At 75.9% G+C, this 20411-nt stretch carries 17 protein-coding genes; 7 read left to right on the top strand and 10 right to left on the bottom strand.

Annotated features, from left to right (window positions below):
* Positions 1–12: 12 nt before the first annotated feature.
* The gene (locus GQS52_RS26320) at positions 13–888 is read left to right on the top strand and encodes an SDR family oxidoreductase (RefSeq protein WP_182316033.1); all 876 of its coding nucleotides are present in this window, start codon (positions 13–15) and stop codon (positions 886–888) included.
* A 342-nt stretch (positions 889–1230) separates the two neighbouring features.
* On the opposite strand, the gene GQS52_RS26325 is transcribed toward GQS52_RS26320, so the two are convergent.
* From GQS52_RS26325 to GQS52_RS26340, 4 genes are all read right to left on the bottom strand, one after another.
* Positions 1231–2409: an acyl-CoA dehydrogenase family protein gene (locus GQS52_RS26325; RefSeq protein ID WP_182316034.1), complete on the bottom strand. Its 1179-nt coding sequence runs from the start codon at positions 2407–2409 to the stop codon at positions 1231–1233.
* A 104-nt stretch (positions 2410–2513) separates the two neighbouring features.
* Complete coding sequence (locus GQS52_RS26330; RefSeq protein ID WP_182316035.1) at positions 2514–3590, bottom strand: acyl-CoA dehydrogenase family protein; 1077 nt, start codon at positions 3588–3590, stop codon at positions 2514–2516.
* Entirely contained in the window at positions 3587–4438 is an 852-nt protein-coding gene (locus GQS52_RS26335; RefSeq protein ID WP_182316036.1) for an SDR family oxidoreductase, read from the bottom strand. The genes GQS52_RS26330 and GQS52_RS26335 overlap by 4 nt, the downstream gene beginning before the upstream one ends.
* A gap of 35 nt (positions 4439–4473) precedes the next feature.
* Complete coding sequence (locus GQS52_RS26340; protein WP_182316037.1) at positions 4474–5625, bottom strand: acetyl-CoA C-acetyltransferase; 1152 nt, start codon at positions 5623–5625, stop codon at positions 4474–4476.
* Between the two features lie 122 nt (positions 5626–5747).
* On the opposite strand from GQS52_RS26340, the gene GQS52_RS26345 reads away from it, so the two are divergent.
* A complete protein-coding gene (locus tag GQS52_RS26345; RefSeq protein WP_182316038.1) occupies positions 5748–7298 on the top strand; it encodes a FadD3 family acyl-CoA ligase in 1551 nt (516 codons plus the stop codon).
* A gap of 63 nt (positions 7299–7361) precedes the next feature.
* Positions 7362–8579, top strand: coding sequence for an acetyl-CoA C-acetyltransferase (locus tag GQS52_RS26350; protein WP_182316039.1), 1218 nt, complete (start codon positions 7362–7364; stop codon positions 8577–8579).
* 57 nt (positions 8580–8636) lie between these two features.
* Here GQS52_RS26350 and GQS52_RS26355 read toward each other — a convergent pair whose 3' ends face one another.
* From GQS52_RS26355 to GQS52_RS26365, 3 genes are read right to left on the bottom strand one after another with little or no spacing between them, the layout of a single operon-like run.
* A complete protein-coding gene (locus GQS52_RS26355) occupies positions 8637–8852 on the bottom strand; it encodes a hypothetical protein (protein WP_182316040.1) in 216 nt (71 codons plus the stop codon).
* Positions 8849–9343 carry a nuclear transport factor 2 family protein gene (locus GQS52_RS26360; protein ID WP_182316041.1) on the bottom strand — a complete coding sequence of 165 codons (495 nt, stop codon included), beginning with the start codon at positions 9341–9343 and terminating at the stop codon, positions 8849–8851. The genes GQS52_RS26355 and GQS52_RS26360 overlap by 4 nt, the downstream gene beginning before the upstream one ends.
* Positions 9340–10218, bottom strand: a complete 879-nt coding sequence (locus GQS52_RS26365; protein ID WP_182316042.1) for an LLM class F420-dependent oxidoreductase — start codon at positions 10216–10218, stop codon at positions 9340–9342. The genes GQS52_RS26360 and GQS52_RS26365 overlap by 4 nt, the downstream gene beginning before the upstream one ends.
* Before the next feature lie 225 nt (positions 10219–10443).
* Between GQS52_RS26365 and GQS52_RS26370 the strand changes: the two genes are divergently transcribed.
* The 3 genes from GQS52_RS26370 (at position 10444) to GQS52_RS26380 (ending at position 15105) form a co-directional block, all read left to right on the top strand.
* Positions 10444–11190 carry an SDR family oxidoreductase gene (locus GQS52_RS26370; RefSeq protein WP_182316043.1) on the top strand — a complete coding sequence of 249 codons (747 nt, stop codon included), beginning with the start codon at positions 10444–10446 and terminating at the stop codon, positions 11188–11190.
* 95 nt (positions 11191–11285) lie between these two features.
* On the top strand, positions 11286–13952 hold the full coding sequence (locus GQS52_RS26375) for a hypothetical protein (RefSeq protein WP_182316044.1): 2667 nt from the start codon (positions 11286–11288) through the stop codon (positions 13950–13952).
* 874 nt (positions 13953–14826) lie between these two features.
* Positions 14827–15105, top strand: a complete 279-nt coding sequence (locus tag GQS52_RS26380; protein ID WP_182316045.1) for a hypothetical protein — start codon at positions 14827–14829, stop codon at positions 15103–15105.
* Between the two features lie 89 nt (positions 15106–15194).
* Here GQS52_RS26380 and GQS52_RS26385 read toward each other — a convergent pair whose 3' ends face one another.
* Entirely contained in the window at positions 15195–15743 is a 549-nt protein-coding gene (locus GQS52_RS26385; protein WP_182316046.1) for a GNAT family protein, read from the bottom strand.
* A gap of 499 nt (positions 15744–16242) precedes the next feature.
* On the opposite strand from GQS52_RS26385, the gene GQS52_RS26390 reads away from it, so the two are divergent.
* On the top strand, positions 16243–17556 hold the full coding sequence (locus GQS52_RS26390) for an MATE family efflux transporter (protein WP_259370997.1): 1314 nt from the start codon (positions 16243–16245) through the stop codon (positions 17554–17556).
* Between the two features lie 232 nt (positions 17557–17788).
* Here GQS52_RS26390 and GQS52_RS26395 read toward each other — a convergent pair whose 3' ends face one another.
* Complete coding sequence (locus GQS52_RS26395; RefSeq protein WP_259370998.1) at positions 17789–19402, bottom strand: M4 family metallopeptidase; 1614 nt, start codon at positions 19400–19402, stop codon at positions 17789–17791.
* A 381-nt stretch (positions 19403–19783) separates the two neighbouring features.
* Entirely contained in the window at positions 19784–20347 is a 564-nt protein-coding gene (locus GQS52_RS26400; protein ID WP_182316048.1) for an exonuclease, read from the bottom strand.
* Positions 20348–20411: the final 64 nt, after the last annotated feature.

The raw sequence follows: 20411 nt of genomic DNA on the forward strand, positions 1-20411 counted from the left end.
AGAGAGACCGACGTGAGGGGAATCTGCCAGGACCGCGTGGTCGTCGTCACCGGAGCCGGCCAGGGACTGGGGCGCGAGCACGCCCTGGCGCTGGCCGCCGAGGGCGCGAAGGTCGTGGTCAACGACCTCGGCGACGCGGCCGCGGCCGTGGCCGGGGAGATCAACGCCTCCGGCGGCACCGCCGTCGCCGACTCCGGCGACGTCAGCGACTGGGCGTACGCGAAGGCCCTGGTCGACCGGGCGGTCGCCGAGTTCGGAACACTGGACGCACTGGTCAACAACGCAGGCATCAACCGCGACCGGATGCTGGTGTCGATGACCGAGGAGGAGTGGGACCTGGTCCTGAAGGTCGACCTCAAGGGCCACTTCGCCCCCATGCGGCACGCGGCCGCCCACTGGCGCGAGCAGAGCAAGCAGGGCCGCCCGGTCGCCGCCCGCATCGTCAACACCAGCTCGGGCGCCGGGCTGATGGGCAGCGTCGGCCAGGGCAACTACGGTGCGGCCAAGGCCGGCATCGCGGCCCTGACCGTGACCGCCGCCGCGGAGCTGGCCCGCTACGGCGTCACCGTCAACGCCATCGCCCCGGCCGCCCGCACCCCCATGACCGAGGCGGTCTTCGCCGAGAGGATGCGGGCGCCCGAGGACGGCTTCGACGCCATGCACCCGGGCAACGTCTCGCCCCTGGTCGTCTGGCTGGCCGCGGCCGACTCCGCCGACGTCACCGGCCGGGTCTTCGAGGTCGAGGGCGGCACGATCGGCGTGGCCGACGGCTGGCAGTACGGTCCCCGGACCGTCCGCGACCGGCGCTGGGCCCCCGCCGAGGTCGGCCCGGCCGTCCGCGGCCTGATCGCGAAGGCCCCCGCCCCGGCCCCGGTCTACGGCGCCTGAGCGGGCCGGGCCCGCACCCCGACGGACGCCGACACCGCGGTGGCCGGTCCCCGACCGGCCGCCGCGCAGCGTTTCCCCCCGGGCCGCGTCTTCGCGGAAGGCCCGTGTCCGGTGCGGCCCGTGCCCGGTGCGGCCCGGGACCGCCCGCCCTGCCCGGTCCGCGCCCGTCCCGATCCGCTCGATCCGCCCGTCCGCGCCCGTCCCGCGACACGACTGCGGCCCCCCGGCACATCTGCCGGGGGGCCGTTCTCGCGTCGCCGGGCGGAGCCGAACGCCCGGCGACGCGGCCCGGTGCCCGGAGTGCCGGGCGCCGGGGTCCGTGGACGCCGGTGGCGCGGGGCGTCAGGGGCGGGGTTCGCGGGGCAGGCCCAGGACCCGTTCGGCGATGATGTTGCGCTGGATCTCGTTGGAGCCGGCGTAGATGGTGTCGGAGCGGGAGAACAGGTACAGCCGCTGCCAGTCGTCCAGGTCGTGGTCCGGCCCGGTCAGGGTCGAGGCGGTGCCGCACACGTCCACGGCCAGTTCGCCCAGGGAGCGGTGCCAGGTGGCCCAGAAGATCTTGCCGATGGACGCCTCGGGGCCGGGGGCGCCGGAGGCCACGCCGTCCATGGTGCGCAGCGCGGTCGCCCGCATGGCTTCCAGGCCGATCCACGCCCGGACCAGGCGGTCGCGGATCAGCGGGTCCTCGGCCGCGCCGTTGCGCCTGGCCAGGTCGGTGACGGCCTGCAGTTCGCGGCGGAAGCCGACCTGCTGGCCGAGGGTGGAGACGCCGCGCTCGAAGCCGAGGGTGGCCATGGCGATCCTCCAGCCGTCGCCGGGCGCGCCGACGACGTTGCCGGCGGCGGTGCGGGCACCGTCGAAGAACACCTCGTTGAACTCGCTGGTGCCGGTGAGCTGGACGATCGGCCTGACCTCGACACCCTCCTGGTGCATCGGCACCAGCAGGTAGGACAGGCCGGCGTGGCGGGCCGAGCCGGGCTCGGTGCGGGCGACGACGAAGCACCAGTCGGCCTCGTGGGCGAGCGAGGTCCACACCTTCTGCCCCGTCACCACCCACTCGTCGCCGTCGGGTTCGGCCCGGGTGCGGACGTTCGCCAGGTCGGAGCCGGCGTCCGGCTCCGAGTAGCCCTGGCACCACATCTCCTCCACCGAGACGATCCGCGGCAGGAACCGCTCGCGCTGCTCGGGCGTGCCGAAGGCGATGAGGGTCGGGCCGAGGAGCTGCTCGCCGATGTGGTTGACCCGCGCGGGCGCGTCGGCCAGCGCGTACTCCTCGTGGAAGGCGATCTGCTGCTCGAGGGTGGCACCCCGGCCGCCGTACTCCTCGGGCCAGCCGACGCACGTCCAGCCCGCGGCTGCCATGTGCCGCTCCCAGGCGAGCCGTTCGGCGTGCACCTCGTGCTCGCGGCCCGGGCCGCCGCGCCCGCGCAGACCGGCGAATTCGCCGGTGAGGTTGGACCGCAGCCAGTCGCGGACCTCGGCCCGGAACTCGCTCGTGCCGCGTTCCTCGGCCCTGCTCATGGACGACTCCCTCGACCCTGTTCGATGTCGGACTGCATGGTGACCTGCCAAGCGCGTGCTGGGGGACGGTTCTGTGTGCGCGGCCGGCCGGCCGCGGGGTGTTCTCAGACGGCGGGCGCGAGACCGAGGTCCGCGGCCAGTCGGCGGCGGTGCGAGGAGGGCGTGCCCAGGAGCAGGGCGGAGCCGTGCGCGCGTTTGAAGTAGCGGTGGGCGTCGTGCTCCCAGGTGATGCCGATGCCGCCGTGCAGCTGGATCATCTCGCCGGCCACCGCGGAGAACGCCTCCGAGCAGGCGGAGGCGGCCGCAGCCGCCAGCCGCGGCAGCTCCGGCGAGTCGTCCGCCGAGGCGAAGGCCGCGGCCAGGGCCAGCGACCGGGCGGACTCCACCATCACGTAGCAGTCGGCCAGGCGGTGCTTGACCGCCTGGAAGGACCCGATGGCGCGGCCGAACTGCACCCGGGCCTTCGCGTACTCCACCGTGGCCTCCAGGGCCCGGGAAGCGGCGCCGACCTGCTCCGCGGCGAGCGCGACGGCGCCCTCGTCCAAGGCCCGCGCCAGTGCTCGGCCGCCGTCGCCGTCCGCCCCGACCGGCCGGGCCCGGGCCCCGTCGAGCCGCACCCGCGCCTGGGGGCGGGTCAGGTCCATCGTCCCGACCGCCTCCCGGACCACTCCGGGGCCGTCCGCGGGCACCTGGAACAGCGAGCAGCCGGCGGCCGAGCCCGCCGTGACCAGCAGCACGTCGGCGTCCGCCCCGTGCAGGACGTGCTCCTTGACCCCGGTCAGCCGCCAGGTGCCGTCCGGCTCCTGCTCGGCCCGGGTGCGCGGCGAGGCCGGGTCCGACGGGCCGGGCTCGGCCCAGGCCAGCGCCCCCACCGCGGTGCCGGCCGCCAGGCCGGGCAGCAGGTCGCCGCAGGCGGCCGCGTCGCCGGAGGCCAGCAGCGCCCGCACGGCGAGCACCGCCGAGCCGAGGAACGGCACCGGGCTGAGCACCCGTCCCAGTTCCTCCGTCACCACGTGGACCTCCAGCGCGCCGCAGCCGGCCCCGCCGTACTCCTCTGGCACGGCCAGGCCCGCGGCGCCGATCTGCTCGACCAGGGGGCGCCAGGCGGCCGCGCCCTCGTGGCGGGCCAGCAGGGACCGCACCGCGGCCCGCAGCTCCTCCTGCTCGTCGCCGAGTCTCACCGGTCCTCACTTCCTTCCGGGGAACGGACGTCCGGGCAACAGACGTCCTGGGGACGGACTTCCTGGGGACGGACTTCCTGGGAACGGGCGGCCAGGTAGCGGCCGGGGTGCTCGCCGCCGCCGTGGACGGCCAGGTCCGCGCCGTTGACGTACGAGGCCAGCGGGGAGCACAGGTACAGGCAGGCGGCGGCCACGTCCTCGGGGACGGCCATCCGGCCCATCGGGATGATGCCGGCGACGGCGGCGCCGCCGTCCGGGCCGTACACGCCGGCGGCGGCCTCCGTGCGCACCAGGCCGGTCGTGATGTGGTTGACGCGCACGGCGGGGGCCCACTCCAGGGCGAGCGCCCGGGTGAGGGCGAGCAGCCCGGCCTTGGCGGCGGTGTAGGCGGCGGTGCCGGGCTGCGGGTCGTGCGCGGAGACGCTGCCGATGTTGACGACCGCCCCGCCGCCGGGCTGCTCGCGCATCACCCGGTTGGCGGCCTGCGCGACGTAGAACGGCGCCAGCAGGTTCAGCTGGACGATCTTCTCCACGAACCGCGGGGAGACCGTGGCCGCGTCCGCGTCGGGGGAGCCGCCGGCGTTGTTGACCAGGGCGTCGAGGCGGCCGAAGCGCCGCACCGCGGTGTCGGCCAGGTGTGCCGCGGCCGCCGGGTCGCGCACGTCGGCGGCGGCGAAGACGGCGGTGCGGCCGTTCGCCGCGGGGAGTTCCGCCGGTTCGTTGCGGCCGCACACCAGGACGTCCGCGCCGGCGGCGAGGAACGCCTCGGCGACGGCGCGGCCGATCCCCTTGGTGCCGCCGGTGACGATCACGGCCCGTCCGGTGAAGTCCACCGGGTTGCTGCTCATGCTGCTGCCTTCCGAAGGGGGAGGGGCACCCGGCCTCAGCCGAGCCGCTCCACGATGGTCACGTTGGCCTGCCCGCCGCCCTCGCACATGGTCAGCAGGCCGTACCGGCCGCCGCGCCGCTCCAGCTCGCCCAGCAGGCTCGTCATCAGCCGGGCGCCGGTGGCGCCGAGGGGGTGGCCGAGCGCGATGGCGCCGCCGTTGACGTTGACCCGCTCCGGGTCGGCGCCGGTCTCGGCGGTCCAGGCCAGCACGACGGAGGCGAACGCCTCGTTGATCTCCACCAGGTCGATGTCGTCCAGCGTCATGCCGGCCCTGCGCAGCGCGTGCTCGGTGGCCGGAATGGGCGCGGTGAGCATCCACACCGGGTCGGCGGCGCGGACGGACAGGTGGTGGATGCGGGCGCGGGGGGTCAGGCCGTGGTCGCGCAGCCCGCGCTCGTTGACGATCAGCAGTGCGGCGGAGGCGTCGGAGATCTGGCTGGCGCAGGCGGCGGTCAGCCGGCCGCCCTCGACCAGGGCGGGCAGCGAGCGGATCTTGTCCCAGTCGGGCACCCGCGGGCACTCGTCGCGCTCCAGCCCCGCGCAGGGGACGGTCTCGGCGTCGAACAGGCCCTGCTCGCGGGCGCGCAGCGCGCGCTCGTGGGAGCGGACGGCGAAGGCCTCCATCTCGTCCCGGCCCAGCGACCACTTCTCGGCGATCATCTCCGCCGCCCGGAACTGGGAGACCTCCTGCAGCCCGTAGCGGTCCCGCCAGCCGACGGATCCGGAGAACGGGTCGTCGAAGCCGTAGGCCCGACCGGCCGTCATGGCCGAGGAGATCGGCAGGCTGCTCATGCTCTGCAGGCCGCCGGCCACCACCACGTCGCAGGTGCCGCTCATCACGGCCTGGGCCGCGAAGTGGATCGCCTGCTGGGAGGAGCCGCACTGCCGGTCGACGGTGACGCCGGGGACGTGCTCGGGCAGGCCCGCCGCCAGCCAGGCGGTGCGGGCGACGTCCCCGGCCTGCGGGCCGATGGTGTCCACGCAGCCGAGGACCACGTCCTCGACGGCGCCCGGGTCGATGCCGGTGCGCCGCATCAGCGCGGTCAGCGACGCGGCACCCAGGTCGGCGGGGTGTACGGCGGCGAGGGCGCCGCCGCGGCGGCCGACGGGGGTGCGCACCGCGTCGACGATGTAGGCCTCGGTCATGGTCTCCCGCTTCCACTGCGACGTTGTATCAGAATGAATTTCACCCTACCAAGCGCTTGCTTCGGGCGCTAGGGTGGCGCCCAGGGTCCCGACGGCCACACGTGACACACAAGGAGAACCGGATGAGCGACGGAGAGCAGGCCACCACCGTTCCCGGCGTGCTGGCGGCCGCGGCCGCCGGCCGCCCCGAGGCCGAGGCCCTGGTCGACGGCCCGGTCCGGCTGACCTACCGGCAACTGCGAGAGGAGGTGAGGCGCGCCGCCGCCGCGACGATCGCCTCCGGCGTCGGACCGGGCGAACGGGTCGCCGTGTGGGCGCCCAACGGCCACCGCTGGGTGGTCGCCGCCCTCGGCGCCCTGGCCGCCGGCGCGGTACTCGTCCCCGTCAACACCCGCTACAAGGGCGAGGAGGCGGCCTGGCTGCTGGAGCGCAGCGGGGCGCGGCTGCTGCTGGTGGCCAACGGCTTCCTCGGGCACGACTACCTCGCGATGCTCGACCGGGCCGGGCGCCTCCCCGCGCTGCGCCGCACCGTCGTCCTCACCGACGACGAAAACTGGAACGAATTCCTCGAAAGCGGCGAGGCCGTGCCGGCCGGGGTCCTCGACGCCCGGACCGCGGCCGTCGGCCCGGACGACATCTCCGACATGCTCTTCACCTCCGGCACCACCGGCCGCCCCAAGGGCGCGCTGACCGCCCACGCCCAGAACGTCCGGGCCGCGGGCGCCTGGAGCAGCCGCGCCGGACTCCGCCCCGAGGACCGCTACCTCGTCGTCAACCCGCTGTTCCACACCTTCGGGTGGAAGGCCGGGGTCATCGCCTGCCTCACCCGGGGCGCCACCATGGTGCTCCAGCAGGTCTTCGACGCCGACGAGACGCTGCGGCTGGTCGGACGGGAACGGATCACCGTGCTGCCCGGCCCGCCCACCGTGTACACCTCGCTCCTGGACCACCCCGACCGCGCCGCCCACGACCTGTCCTCGCTGCGCGTCGCCGTCACCGGCGCCGCCGTCGTCCCCGTCGCCCTGGTCGAGCGGATGCAGGCCGAACTGTGCCCCGAGGTCCTCACCGCCTACGGGCTCACCGAGAGCTGCGGCATGGTCTCCATGTGCACCGCGGAAGACTCCCCGGAGACCATCGCCCGCACCGCCGGCCGCGCCGTCGACGGCATCGAGCTCGCCGTGGCCGACCCCTCCGGCCGGCACCTGGGACCGGGCGAGCCCGGCGAGATCGTCGTCCGCGGCTACAACGTGATGCGCGGCTACCACGACGACCCGGCAGCCACCGCCGAGGCCCTCGACGCCGACGGCTGGCTGCACACCGGCGACGTCGGGCACCTCGACGAGCAGGGCAACCTCACCATCACCGACCGGCTCAAGGACATGTTCGTCGTCGGCGGCTTCAACGTGTACCCGGCCGAGGTCGAGCAACTGCTCGCCCGGCACCCGGGGATCTCCGAGGCGGCGGTCGTCGGGGTGCCCGACGCCCGGATGGGCGAGGTGGGCCGCGCCTACGTCACCCCGCGCCCCGGAGCCGACGTGGACCCCGACGAGGTCGTCGCCTTCGTCCGCGCCCGGCTGGCCAACTTCAAGGTCCCCCGCGAGGTCGTGGTCCTCGACCGGCTTCCCCGCAACGCCGCGGGCAAGGTCGTCAAGAACGGCCTGCGCACCGCCTGACCGCCCCCCGCCCCCCGAACTGCCCGAACCCCTCGAACTCCGAGACCACACAGGAGGACCACCGTGTCCCACGCAGTCATAGTCGCCGCGAGCCGGTCCCCGATCGGCCGCGCCCGCAAGGGATCGCTGAAGGACCTGCGCGCCGACGACCTTGCCGCCACCATCGTCCGGTCGGCCCTGGAGCAGGTGCCCCAGCTGGACCCGAACAGCATCGACGAACTGCTCCTCGGCTGCGCCCAGCCCGCCGGCGAGCAGGGCTACGGGCTGGGACGCGTCGTCGCCACCCTGCTCGGCCTCGACGGCGTCCCCGCCGCCACCGTGCAGCGCTACTGCGCCTCCAGCCTGCAGACCACCCGGATGGCCGACCAGGCGATCCGCTGCGGCGACGGCGACGTGTACGTCTCGGCCGGCGTCGAGACGGTCTCCCGCTTCGCCCGGGGCAAGTCCGACGGCCTGCCCGACACCCACAACCCGCTCTTCGCCGCAGCCCGGCAGCGCACCGCGGACCTCGTCGCGGCCGGCGGCACCTGGACCGACCCCCGCGCCGCCGGAGAACTGCCCGACGCCTACATTGCCATGGGCCACACCGCCGAGCACGTCGCCCGGCTGCACGGCGTCAGCCGCGCCGACCAGGACGCCTGGGCGCTGCTCAGCCAGCAGCGCGCCGAGAAGTCGGCCGCCGACGGCTTCTGGAAGCAGGACATCACCCCGGTCGCCCTGCCCGACGGCACCGTCGTCGACACCGACGACTGCCCGCGCCTCGGCACCACCGCCGAGGGCCTGGCCGCCCTCGAACCCGTCTTCCACCCCGAGGGCACCGTCACCGCCGGCAACTGCTGCCCGCTCAACGACGGAGCAGCCGCAGTGGTCATCATGTCGGAGACCCGCGCCGCGGAACTCGGCATCACCCCGCTCGCCCGCATCCTCTCCACCGCCGTCTCCGCCGTCTCGCCCGAGATCATGGGCATCACCCCGGTCGAGGCGTCCCGCCGGGCGCTGGCCCGGGCGGGGCTGACCATGGGCGACGTGGACCTGGTCGAGATGAACGAGGCGTTCGCCGCCCAGGTCGTGGCCTCCCGGCGGGCCCTGGACATCGACGAGGACAAGCTCAACGTCCACGGCGGCGCCATCGCCGTCGGCCACCCCTTCGGCATGACCGGGGCCCGGATCACCACCACCCTGCTGAACGCGCTGCGCCACGGCGACAAGGAGATCGGCCTGGAGACCATGTGCGCGGCCGGCGGCCAGGGCATGGCGATGGTCGTCCAGCGCCTGTCCTGACCACCGCGGCACACGGCGGCGCCCCCGCGTCCGGGACCTCCGGGCCGGGGGCACCGCTCAGCCGTCCAGGCGGGGGACGACGAGGAGCCGGAGCGCAGCGCCGGCGCGCGGCCCGGCGTCCACGGCCCGGGGGCCGCCCGCCACGCACCGGCGGCCCCCGTCCGCCGGGGGCACCGCCGGGCGGCGGGCCGGGGCGACCACCGGACGGGCCGTGAACACCGCCGGGCGGCGGGCCGTGAACACCGCCGCCCGGCCCGCCGCCCGCCCGGTCACGCCGTCCCCGCGAGCAGGGAGGCCAGCAGCGCAGGCGACTCCGGACGGCCGTCCAGCACCCGGCTGGTGCGGACGGCGACCCGCCAGCCGTCCGGCCCCCGGCGCAGCCGCCAGTGGTTGGCGGTGGCACGGCGCACGGTGCAGGCACCGTCCTCGCGGACCACCATCAGCGAGTGGCACACCGCCACCGCCTCGTCGCCGTCCACCGTCACGTGCGCGGGGCCCACGACGTGCGCGCAGCCGCCGGCGATCCACCCCCGGTGGGCGTCCGAGCGGACCATGGCGGTGATCTCCTCCCGCCCGCGCATGAGCAGCTCGTCCACGTCGTACACGCCGTCCGGCTCCCACAGCGCCGCCACGGCCTCCGCGCTGCCGCTGTCCACCAGCGGCCCGTAGGCGGCGATCAGCCGGGCCACCGCCCGCTCGTCCTCCAGGTGCGCCAGACGCCGCTCCAGCCTGGCCAGCCGCTCCTGCGCAGTTCCCTCCGTCATGCCTCCTCCTCCAGTTCGCAGCCGGACTCCAGGGCCAGCGCGCGCAGCGCTTCCAACTGCTCGCAGTAGTGGGCGGCGGACGACGCCGCGACGGTCGCGCTCGCGACGGTGGCACCCGCCTGCGCCACCCGGCTCAGGGCCTGCACCGCCGCCTCCGGGGCGCCGAGCGGGTCCAGCGGCTTCCCGGCGCTGAGCACCACCTCGAAACCGTCCGGAAGGTCCGCGCCCCCGAGCATCTGCGCCAGCCGGTCCAGCGGCAGCCCGAACGGCACCCAGCCGTCGCCGTGGGCCACCGCCCGCCGCAGCGACCGCGGAGTGCGGCCCCCGATCCACAGCGGCACCCGGGGCTGGACCGCGTGCGGCTCCACCACGAAGCCCTCGAAGTCGTAGAACTTCCCGTGGAACTTGGGGGTGCGCCGCGACAGCGACGCGCGCAGCGCCTCCAGGGCCTCGTCGGCGCGCGCCCCGCGGCCCTCGAAGGGGACGCCCAGCAGCTCGAACTCCTCCTGGAGGGAGCCCACGCCCAGCCCCAGCACGACCCGTCCGCCGCTGATGCGGTCCACGGTGCCGTACCGCTTGGCGATCTGCAGCGGGTGGTGGTAGCCGAGCACCAGCACCTGGGTGGCCAGCCGGATCCGGGAGGTCCGCGCGGCCAGGTAGCCCAGTGTCGCCGCCGGGTCCCAGTAGGTGCCGCCGCGTTCCTCGGCGATCGGCTCGGGAACGGCCGTGTGCTCGCTGCAGGTGAGGTGGTGGAACCCCAGCCGGTCGGCGGTCCCGGCGATCAGGCCCAGCTCCTCGACGCCCGCGTCGCGCTCCCACTCGGAGCGGACGCCCGGCAGTTGGACGACCACGGGGGAGACGATCCCGACCTTCATGCGCAACCTCCTGCGATGGGAACCCGAAGAACCGTTCCTAACGCCCAGGGCGGGGCGGCCGGCCGTTCCTCCCGGTGAGCGGGACGGGGCGGCCGGCGCCGCCGCCCGGCCGGCCCCGCACTCCGCCGGCCCCGTGTCCCGGTCACCGGGACGCGGGACCGGCGGGCCGGGGCGGGCGGTTAGCGTCTGGGCGTCCAGGAGGTGCACGGAGCGGAGGAACCGGACGTGAACAGGTTCGAGGGCAGCAAGGTCCTCCTCACCGGGGCGGGCTCCGGGATCGGCCGGGCGACCGCGCTGCGACTGGTCTCCGAGGGCGCCGCCGTCCTCGCCGTGGACCGCAGCCCGGAGGGCCTCGCCGAAACCGTGCGGGCCGCGGCCGGGCCCGGGCGGATCACCCCGCACACCGCCGACGTGGCGGACGAGCGGTCCGTCGTCGCGGCGGTGGACGCGGCCGCCGCCGAACTCGGCGGCCTGGACGCCCTGGTCAACGTCGCAGGCGTCCACCGCACCACCCCGATCGCCGACCTCACCGTCGACGACCTGCGCCGCCTCTTCGACGTCAACCTGGTCGGCACGGCACTGTTCTGCCGCGAGGCACTGCGCCACCTGCCCGACGGCACGGGCGTGATCGTGAACGTGGCCTCCAGCGCCGCGGCCCACGGCAACCCGTACATGACCGCCTACTCGGCGAGCAAGGGAGCGGTGCTGGGCTTCACCCTCAGCCTCGCCGCGGAGGTCGCGGGCCGCGGCATCCGCGTGGTCGCCGTCTCCCCGGGCAGCGTCGCCACCCCGCTGACCGCCTCCGGTGTCCTGCCGCCCGGCCTGGACCGCAGCTACTACGCGCGCATCGCCCCGCCCTTCGGCGCCGCGGCCCCCGAGCAGATCGCCGGCACCATCGCCTACGCGGCCTCCTCCGACGCCGGCCACCTCACCGGGGTCGACCTCCGCGTGGACGGCGGCGCCCACATCTGACCCCGGCCCCGGCCCCCGGGCACCGACACCGGCGTGCGACGGCCCGCCGGTGCGGGCGCCCGTCCGCCTCCCCGCGGCATTGTCAGAGTCATGTGGTGGGATCCCGTTCGTCGCACGGTGCGAGGACGAACGGGGTGTGGTGCACGGTGACGGGGGACGAGCGGGCGCAGCGGGACGTGCTGTCCTTGCTGGTGCCGGGCGTACCGGCCGGGGAACTGCCGCGGTTGCGCGAGAGGTTGGGCGGCGAGGGGCTTCCGCGGCCCGCGGCCGGGTCCGGGCCCGGAGGCGGCGGCTGCGGTACCGACGGCGGCGCCCCGTCCCCGGCCGGGGCGCTGCGCGCGGCCCTCGCCGCGCCGCGCCCCTCGGGGCTGGGGCCGCTCGCCGCCGCCGCGCGGAAGGCCGGCCCGCTCGACGACGACCTCGTCCTCGCCCTGCTGGAACGCGCCCGCCCCGCCCGCACGCTGCCCGCCCTGCTCGGCGAGGAAGTGCGGCCGGACGGCCTGACGGCCGCACGGCTGCGCGAACTGGCCGCCCGCCACCCGGGCGCCGACCCGGCCCGCTGGCGCGGGCTGCACGACGCGCTGGCGACCCACCGCGGCACCCTGCCCGAACTCCTCGCCGCGGAACCGGAGGCGGCGCCGGAACCGGCCGACGGCCCGGCGCCCCTCCCGCCGAGGAGCGTGCCGGCCACCCTGGCCCTGCTGCTGGAGCACACCGCACCCGAGCAGACGGCCGCAGCCCTGCGGGCCCTGCCCGACGCCGCCGTGCGCGAACTGCTCGCAGGCGGCTCCCTCCCCGGCCCGGCCCTCACCGCCGCCGTCGCCGGGCACGGCGACAGCCGCAGCCGCACCGCCCTGGCCGCGCACCCCCGACTGGACGCGCGCGTCCTCAAGCAGCTGGTGGCCGCCGACGACCCGGCCGTCAACGCCGCCGTCTACCGCAACCCCCGCTGCACCCCCTCGCTGCGCCGCGCGATCGCCCACCGGCTGGACCGCGTGCCGCTGGACGAGGGGCTGCGCGCCGAACTGCTGTCCCCCGGGGCCGACGTCCCCGCCACCTGGCACACCCCGCTCCTGGCCTGCGGCGACCCCGGACTCGTCGCCCGGGCCCTGCGCCGGGGCGTGCGCAGGGCGGCGCAGCGCCACGCCCTGGTGCGCGTGTGGGAGAGCCGCGGCCCCGACGCCGTCCGGCGCCTGCTCTCCGACGCCTCCGCGCGGCCGCACCTGCACGCACAGGTCCGGGCCGAGGCCGAAGCCGCGCTGGAGGAACCGGACGGTGCCGCCCGGCTGCGCGCCGACGGCGAGCCCTACGACGACCCGGCCGCCCTCCCGCGCCTGCTGCGCACCGTCCGCGGCACCAGCACGCTGCGCGACCTGCTGAACGAGCCCTACGCCCACGACTTCCCGGCACTGGCCGCCGCCCACCGGCAGAGCCCGTTCATGCCGAAGGCCGCCGAGGAACTCCTCCGCCACGAGGACGCCACCGACGCAGACCGCGCCGACCTCCTGCTGAACGTGCTGAACGCGCCGTGGCGCACCGGCGGCCGGTACGGGGGCAACACCGCTCCGCCCGCCCGGCGGCTCGCGGACGAACCGCTGGACGACGCGGCCCCCGAGTGGGCCGAGGGCATGGTTCGCGCCGGCCTCCTGGACCCCGCCGCGCTCGTGCACCCGGCCCGCCCCGCCGCCCGCGCGGCCGGCGCCCTGGCCGCCCTGGCGGAGCGCGGCCTGCTGACCGACGACGCGCGCCGCGCCCTGCACTCCGCGGTACGCGACCACCTGGCGGGCCGCCCCGACGCCTGGGCGGCACTGCTGCGGATGCTCCCCGGCTTCACCGGCAGCTTGGCCGAGCTGGTCGCCGCGGCGGGGCAGGCCGCCGCCCCCACCCCGCCCGCCGCCCCGCCCGCCGCCCCGGACTCCGCCGCCCCGGACTCCGGCGCCCCCGCAGGCCGGCCGCGGCGCCCCGGCCCCGCGGCCGTGCGTGCCCAAACCCCCGGGACCCCCGAATTCCCCGGCGAGCCGCGCGGCGAGCGCCAACGGGCGGCGCTGGGCGCACTGGACCTGCTGATCCGTCTCGCCCCGGGCGACGCGCCCCTGCCCGACGACCCGGGCAGCCTGCGCTACCTCGCCCGTCACCACCCCGCCGACAACCCCGGAGGGGAGTCCCCGGCCTGGCTGGTCAAGGCGTGCGAGGCCGCGGGCATCGCCCCCGAGGACGGCTGGCACACCCCGCCGCCCCGGGCTCAGGCACTGGCGGAACCGGCCCGCGCGCGCGACGCCGGCGCGGCCGGGCACACCCTCGAGACCGCCTACCTGCACGGGGTGCTCCGGGCGGACGACCTCCTGCGCACCCTCCCCGCTCCGTGGCTGGTCCGCCGCCCCCACGACTGGTACCGGCTCGCCTTCCCCGTGGCCTGGGAGAACGCCCTGGCCGCCTTCCTCGACCACGAACTGGGCGACGACCCGGACGCCTGGCTGTACCTGGCCGCGGCCGCCCGCGAGGAGATGCGGACCGAGACCCGGCGCCCGCCGCACGGGGCGACCTGGCCCGAACTCCTCGAACGCTCCCGTACCCGAACCGGCGCCCCGCGCCGGAGGACTGGGCGCCCATGGCGGACCACGCGACCGTCGATCACGGCCCGTCCTCCCGCAACCCCGCGCCCACCACCCCCGACGAGGCCCTGCGGCTCCTCGCCCACGGCAACCACCTGTGGCTGTGGCCACTGGGCACCCTGCTGGGCCTGGCGGGGCCCCGCGCCCTGACCGCCGTGCTGCCCCGGCTCGGCCCCGACGGCCCCTGGCTGCTCGCCGCCCACCTGCTCCGCCACCGGCCCACGCCGCGCGCCGCGTTCGACCACCTCCTGCGGCAGCGCGACCCGCAGGCCCTGCGCGTCCTCGCAGTGCAGGGGCGGTGGCTCGACGACGGACTGGAGCAGCGGCTGGCCGACCTCCGCGACCCGGACGCCGACCTGGCCCTGCTGCACCACACCCAGGACCGCCACGTCCGCCGGCGGATCGTCACCGCTCCCGGGCCGGTGGCGGGCCGCCTCCTCCCCGGACTGCGCGACGACCCGTCAGCCGTCCCTCCCGGGGGCGCCCTGTGGCTGGAGTCGGCCGAACCCGACCTGATCGAGGCCGTCCTCGTTCGCACCGGTCGGCACCTCGACCTCGCGCAGCAGCTCACCGGATGCCTCAACCTCCTGCGCCACGGCGGTCCGCGGCGCCTGGGCGACCTCGTCGGCCGCGGTGTCCTCGGCCAGGCCGCCACCCGGCTGTGCCAGAAGGCACTGGCCGGACCGGACCCCGCCGCGGCGCTCCGCGCCCGCCTCGACCGCGAGCTGTCCCCGGCCCGGCTCGCCGCACGGCTGCGCCGCAGCGACCACCCGTGGCGCACCGCCGAACTCCTCGGAAGCCGGCCCGCCGCATGGGACTGGTACGGGCTGGAGGCCGAGCACCACAAGGACCCCGTCCCCCACTGGGCGGAGGTGGTCCGCCACCCCGCCGCCCCGCGCGACCTGGTCCTGCGGCACAGCGAGCACCTCCCGGCCCCGGGCCGGCACCGCACCCCCGCGGACCCCGGCTGACGCGGGCCCGGCTCCGCCACGGACTGGGCGACCACTTCCACGAGCCGCTCACCGTGCAGCTCGACCACCTCCTGGGCACCGGCCACCTCGGTGGGGCCGATTTGGTCCGGGAGGTCGCCCCCGCCGCTCTCGTCCTGGACTACCTCAACGGGGCCGGCCGCCGCACGGACGCACCTGCCCGGGTGGGGGCCGCGCTGGCGGAGACCGCGGTCCTGGTCCGCGACCGGCTGGGCGTCGACGCCGCCGCCTGGCGCCGCGTCGTCGCCCGCCTCAGCGAACGCGATCCCCACTGGGACCCCCTCGCCCCGGTCGCCTCCCTGCTCGCACCCTGAGCCGGAGCCCTCCGGCCGCGGGCCCGGACCACCGCGCCCGCGGCCGGGGCGCGCACGCGGGACGTGACGGCGGGGCAGACGCCCCGCCGTCACGTCCCGCCGGGTTCGGGCGCGCCGCGGAGCTCGCCCTCCAGCAGGCCCATGACGAACATGTCGTGCCACCGGCCGTCGCGCCGGAAGACCTGGCGCAGCCGACCCTCCTCGACGAAGCCGACCTTCTCGTAGACGCGCCGGGCGGCGTGGTTCTCGGTGACGACGGTCAGCGTGATCCTGTGCAGGCGCATCTTCTCGAAGCCGTAGCGGCACGCCGTGCGCATCGCGTCCGTGGCGATGCCGCGGCCCCAGTACTCCTTCTCGCCGATGTAGATGTCGATCTCGGAGCACCCGGTCTCCGGCTCGGCGCCGTGCAGCCGGACCAGGCCGACGAGCTTTTCGCCGGCGAGCACCTCGATCCCGAGGAGCACGTCCCCGTAGGTGTTGCGCGGTCGTTCCGCCAGCCGCTTCTCGACCTGGGACAGCGGCTGGGCGTAGCCGTCCTCCATCCACCGCATGACGTCGGGGTCGTGGTTCCACCGCCACAGCGCCTCGGCGTCCGGCAGCCCCATCGGCCGCAGCCTCACCAGTTCTCCGACCGTCATCTCAGCCTGCTTTCCGGTTAGTTCGTGATCGGTGTCCGCGGGCCCGCAAGCGGTTGCACGGCCCGGAGTCCTCCCCGGTCCGCCCAGGACCGTGTCCTGTGCGGTGGGGCGGACCGGCCGCCGCCGCGCACGCGGCGTCGGGCGCCCGGTAGCGCTTTCGACGCGAGTCCCGGGGTGCGGCCCGCCGGAGGTGGGCCGGCGGGCCGCGTGTTCCCGCGGCTGTGAAGCGATCGGGAGCAGGTGACACCATGGCACAGGCGTCTGACAACCCGTCCGCCGCAGCTGTCCGGAAGCCGACGGAGGCCCCGTCCCCGGGGCTACCCTTCCGTCCGACCCCGCGTGCCGCACGGGTCGGCCGAAGGCGTGTCAGGAACCCCGCCCGGCAGGACCGGTGACGCGGGACGACGGGGACGGGCGGACGGGGCGGGTGGCGGGAATGACGGGCACGGCGGGGAAGAGGAGGACGGCGGGGCGGGCGGAACCCGGTGCCCGCGGTCCGGTGGCGCGGATCGCCTCGGCGGCGCTCCCGCTCTACCTGACCATGATCGTCTCGTCGGCCGGCGCGCTCGTGGGAACCGCCGTGCTCGGCAGGCACGCCACGGTCTCCCTCGCCGCCTTCGCCGTCACCACCGCGGTCCACACCCCGGCGGTCGCGGCCGTCGCCGGCGCGCTGCGCGGTGTGATGCCCTTCGTCGCCGCGGAGCGCGAGGACCCCGACGCGCTGCTGCCCGTGGTCCGCGACGGCATGTGGCTGGGGATCGTCACGGGGCTGCTCGGCGCAGCCGCGGTGGGCGCGGTCCCGCTGATCGGCAGGGCCTCCGGCGTGCCGGAGGAGACCCTCGCTGAGCTGGGCGCGCTCCCGGCCCTCCTCGCCTGCAGCGTGCTCGTGTCCGCCGTGGGCAACTCCGCCACCTCCACCCTGGTGGGTCTGGGCCGCTCGAAACCGGTCATGCACGCCGGGACGGCCGGGACGGTGACGGCCGTGGCGCTCTCGCTCCTCCTGGTGGGCGGCGTCGGCCCGTTCGGCGGTCTCGGGCCGACCGGCGCGGGTGTCGCGATGCTCGCGTCGAACCTTGTCGGCGCCGCGGTCGCGCACCGGGCGCTGCGCCGTTCCCCGGTCCTGGCCGGGCGGCGGCTGCGGCCCGGGCGGCCGCACGTGCGCGCGCTGCTCCGCCTCGCCGCGGTCGGGGTGCCGCTCGCCGCCACCGTCCTGGTCAAGTTCGCCGTCCTGGGCGTCCTCGCCCTCGCCGCCGCCCGGACCGGCAGCGAAAGCGCCGCCGCGCACAGCATCTCCGTCTCCCTGGCCAACCTGGTGTTCACCGCGGCCGTCGCCGTGGGCCAGGCGACCGTCCCGCTGGTGTCCCCGTACGTCGGGGGCGGTGACGTCCGCGGGCTGCGCGGCGGTGTGCTGGCGGGGGTGAAGGTGGCCATGGGCGCCGTGCTCGTCCTGGGCGGCGTCCTGGCGTCGGCGGGGGAGCCGGTGGTCTCCCTGTTCACCGGTGACGCAGTCCTGCGCGGCCTGGTGACCGGGCTGCTGCCGGTGGTCCTGCTGGCGGTCGTCACGGACGCGCTCCAGGCGGTTTTCGGGTTCGGCCTGGTGGCCGTGAAGGACACGGTGCCCGGCCTCGTCGTCTTCGCCGCCTGCTACGGGGCGCTGGCACTGGTCGCGGTCCCGGTGGCCGCGGCGGGAGGACTGACCGCCCTGTGGGCCGCGCTGGCCTGCGCCAACACCGCGCTGGTGGCCGGGCAGGCGTGGGCCTTCCACCACCGCAGCGCCCGGCTGCCGTGCGGACCGGCGGGCACTCCCGGGTGAGCGCACCGGCGGCCCGGCGGAACCGGGACACCCGAGGCTCCGTCCTCCGCGGGGACGCCAGACCCCGCGACGGCCGCTCCCGCGACGGCCGCCCCTGCGACGGCCGCTCCCGCGACGGCCGCCCCTGCGACGGCCGCTCCCGCGACGGCCGCCGGCCGTGCCGCACCGTGGGGAGACGGTGCGGCACGGCCGGGGCGTGCGGGCTGCCCCCGGGGAGGGGCTCAGCGGGTCGTCACTTGACGTTGACGCCGGCCCAGGCGGCGTTGACCGCCTGGTACTCGGCGCCGGCGGCCCCGTACAGGTCGCTCGCCGCCGACAGGGTGGCGGCGCGGGCGCCGGCGTAGTCGGTGGTGGAGGTCATGTACGTGGTCAGGGCCTTGTACCAGATCTTCTCGGCCTTGTCCCGGCCGATGCCGGCGACCGCCGTGCCGTCGTAGGTCGGGCTGTTGTAGCTCACGCCGTTGACGGTCTTGGCGCCGCTGCCCTCGGAGAGCAGGTAGAAGAAGTGGTTGGCGGGGCCGGACGAGTAGTGGACGTCGACCCGGCGCAGGTTCCTGGACCAGTAGTCGTGGGACGAGCCGTCCTTGGAGGGCTTGTCCATGTAGCGCAGCGGGGTGCCGTCGCCGTTGATGTCGACCTTCTCGCCGACGAGGTAGTCGCCCGGGTCGGAGGAGTTGGCGGCGTGGAACTCGGCGGCCGCGGCGAAGATGTCGGAGGTGGCCTCGTTGAGGCCGCCGGACTCGCCGCTGTAGCGCAGGCCGGCGGTGTTGGAGGTGACGCCGTGGGTCATCTCGTGCGCCGCGATGTCCAGCGAGGTGAGGGGGGCGGCGTTGTTCGCCCCGTCGCCGTAGGTCATGCAGAAGCAGGAGTCGGACCAGAACGCGTTGACGTAGGCGTTGCCGTAGTGGACGCGGGTGTAGGCGGCCGCGCCGTCGTTGCGGATGCCGTTGCGGCCGTGGACGTTCTTGTAGTAGTCCCACGTGACCGCGGCGCCGTAGTGCGCGTCGACCGCGGCGCTCTGGCGGCCGCCGCCCCACACGTCGTCGGCGTCGTTGAACAGGGTGCCCGTGCCCGTGGTGCCCTGGTTCATGTCGAGGGTGCGGTGGCCGCCGCGGGCCCCGTCCTTGAGGTCGAAGGTGCTGCCGTTGGGCGTGGTGGTGAGGGAGACCGTGCCGTTGTAGTCACCGGTGCCGGTGCCGGTGTGGACGGTCTCGTAGGAGAACAGCTCCTTGCCGGTGGCGGCGTCGGTGACGACGTGCATCTCGCTCGGCGTGCCGTCGTGCTGCACCCCGGTGACGACGGTCTCCCAGGCCAGGACCGGCTTGCCGTCCGCGGCCCAGACCACCTTGCGCGGGGTCTTCGCCGCCGCGGCCCCCTCGGTCTCCTGCGCGGCGGCCTTCAGCGCGGTCTTCTTCGCGGCGGACGCCGGCAGCCCGGCGTCCGTGCTCGGCACCGAGATCCGGGCCTTCGTGGCCCGGGTGACGGTCCGCTCGCCGTTCTTCCGCTCGTGCACGACGAGGTCGCCGCCCAGGACGGGCAGCCCGGCCCAGGTGCGCTCGTAGCGGGTGTGCACCGAGCCGTCGGCGTCCTTGACGACGTCGCGGACGACGAGCTTCTCCTCGCTGCCCAGGTTGAGGAGTTCGGCCTCGGCGGCCGCGTCGGCCTGCGCCGCCCTGATGGCGGATGCCCGCTCGGAGGCGGACAGGGCGACCGCCGTCGCGCCGGACTCGCGGTCGGCCTGCGCGTTGGCCGTTCCGGACTGCACGCCGACGACGAGCATCGCGGCCGAGGCGGCCAGGGCGGCGGCGCGGACGGTGGCCTTGCGGGGGGTGGTGCTGGGTATCACTGGGGTCTCCTCGGCACGGGACCGCGAGGTGGCCGCGGTCCGTCAAAGCCGGGCGGATCAGTGGTGGGCCGCCCGGAGTTGTCGGGAAGTCCCTTCGGGCGTCCGGAACCGCGCCCCGGGGTGCACGAGGTGGAGACAGGTGCGCAGGGGAACGCGGACCCCTGGTGCGCCCGCGGGGAACCGGAGCAGAGACTGTCATCAATCGGTCACTTAGCAACAGGGGTTGAACAGAAAATGATTTGTTGTGTTCCCGACATGCCGATCTCCGTCACCCTGGGTGACCGTGCCCCGCCTCCCGCCCTGCCGGTGCTCGGCCCGCCGCCCCCACTGCCTCCGCCGCCCCCACTGCCCCGCTGCGTCCCATCACCCCGCAGTGCCCCGTTACTCCGCGGTCCCCCCGCGGTGACGCACGACGGCCTCGAAGATCTGCGCCAACTCGGCCGCGTCCTCACCCGCATGGTGCGTGTGCGGCAGTCCGTCCAGGCCCAGTGCGTGCTTGACGGTGCCCTTGCGGGTCCCGGCCCACTCGCTCCCGGTCATGCCCATCCAGTAGCTGCGCAGGTCGATTCCCGAACCGGTCGCACCGAACGGGCTCTTGCCGGTGAAGCGCATGAAGTACCAGTGCACGAACATCCCGTCCCACACCGCGGGAGCGGCGAGGAAGACCGGGCGCCCGATCCCGCGCAGGCCGTCGACCCAGCGCGCGGCGGCCGACATCGCATCCTCGGCGGCCGGTGCCTCCCGCAGCAGCCGTTCCCGGTCGAGGCCGGAGACGGCCAGCGCCTTGGGGTCGAAGTCGTCGGAGATCGGGCGCAGTTCGGTGTAGAACGACAGGTCGGGACGGCCGGCCACGGCCATGCCGAGGGAGATCATGCTGTACGGACCGGGGATCGGTCCGTCCGCCTCGACATCGACGGCGACATAGAGTTCGGGAAGACGGGACATGGTCGGCACTGTAGGTGCCTGGCTCTTCCCGGTGCCATGCGGTTTCCCGCGGCGTGCGCCGCGG

The organism is Streptomyces sp. SCUT-3 (assembly GCF_014083985.1).
In the GTDB taxonomy this organism is placed as follows: Bacteria; Actinomycetota; Actinomycetes; order Streptomycetales; family Streptomycetaceae; genus Streptomyces_H; species Streptomyces_H thermolineatus.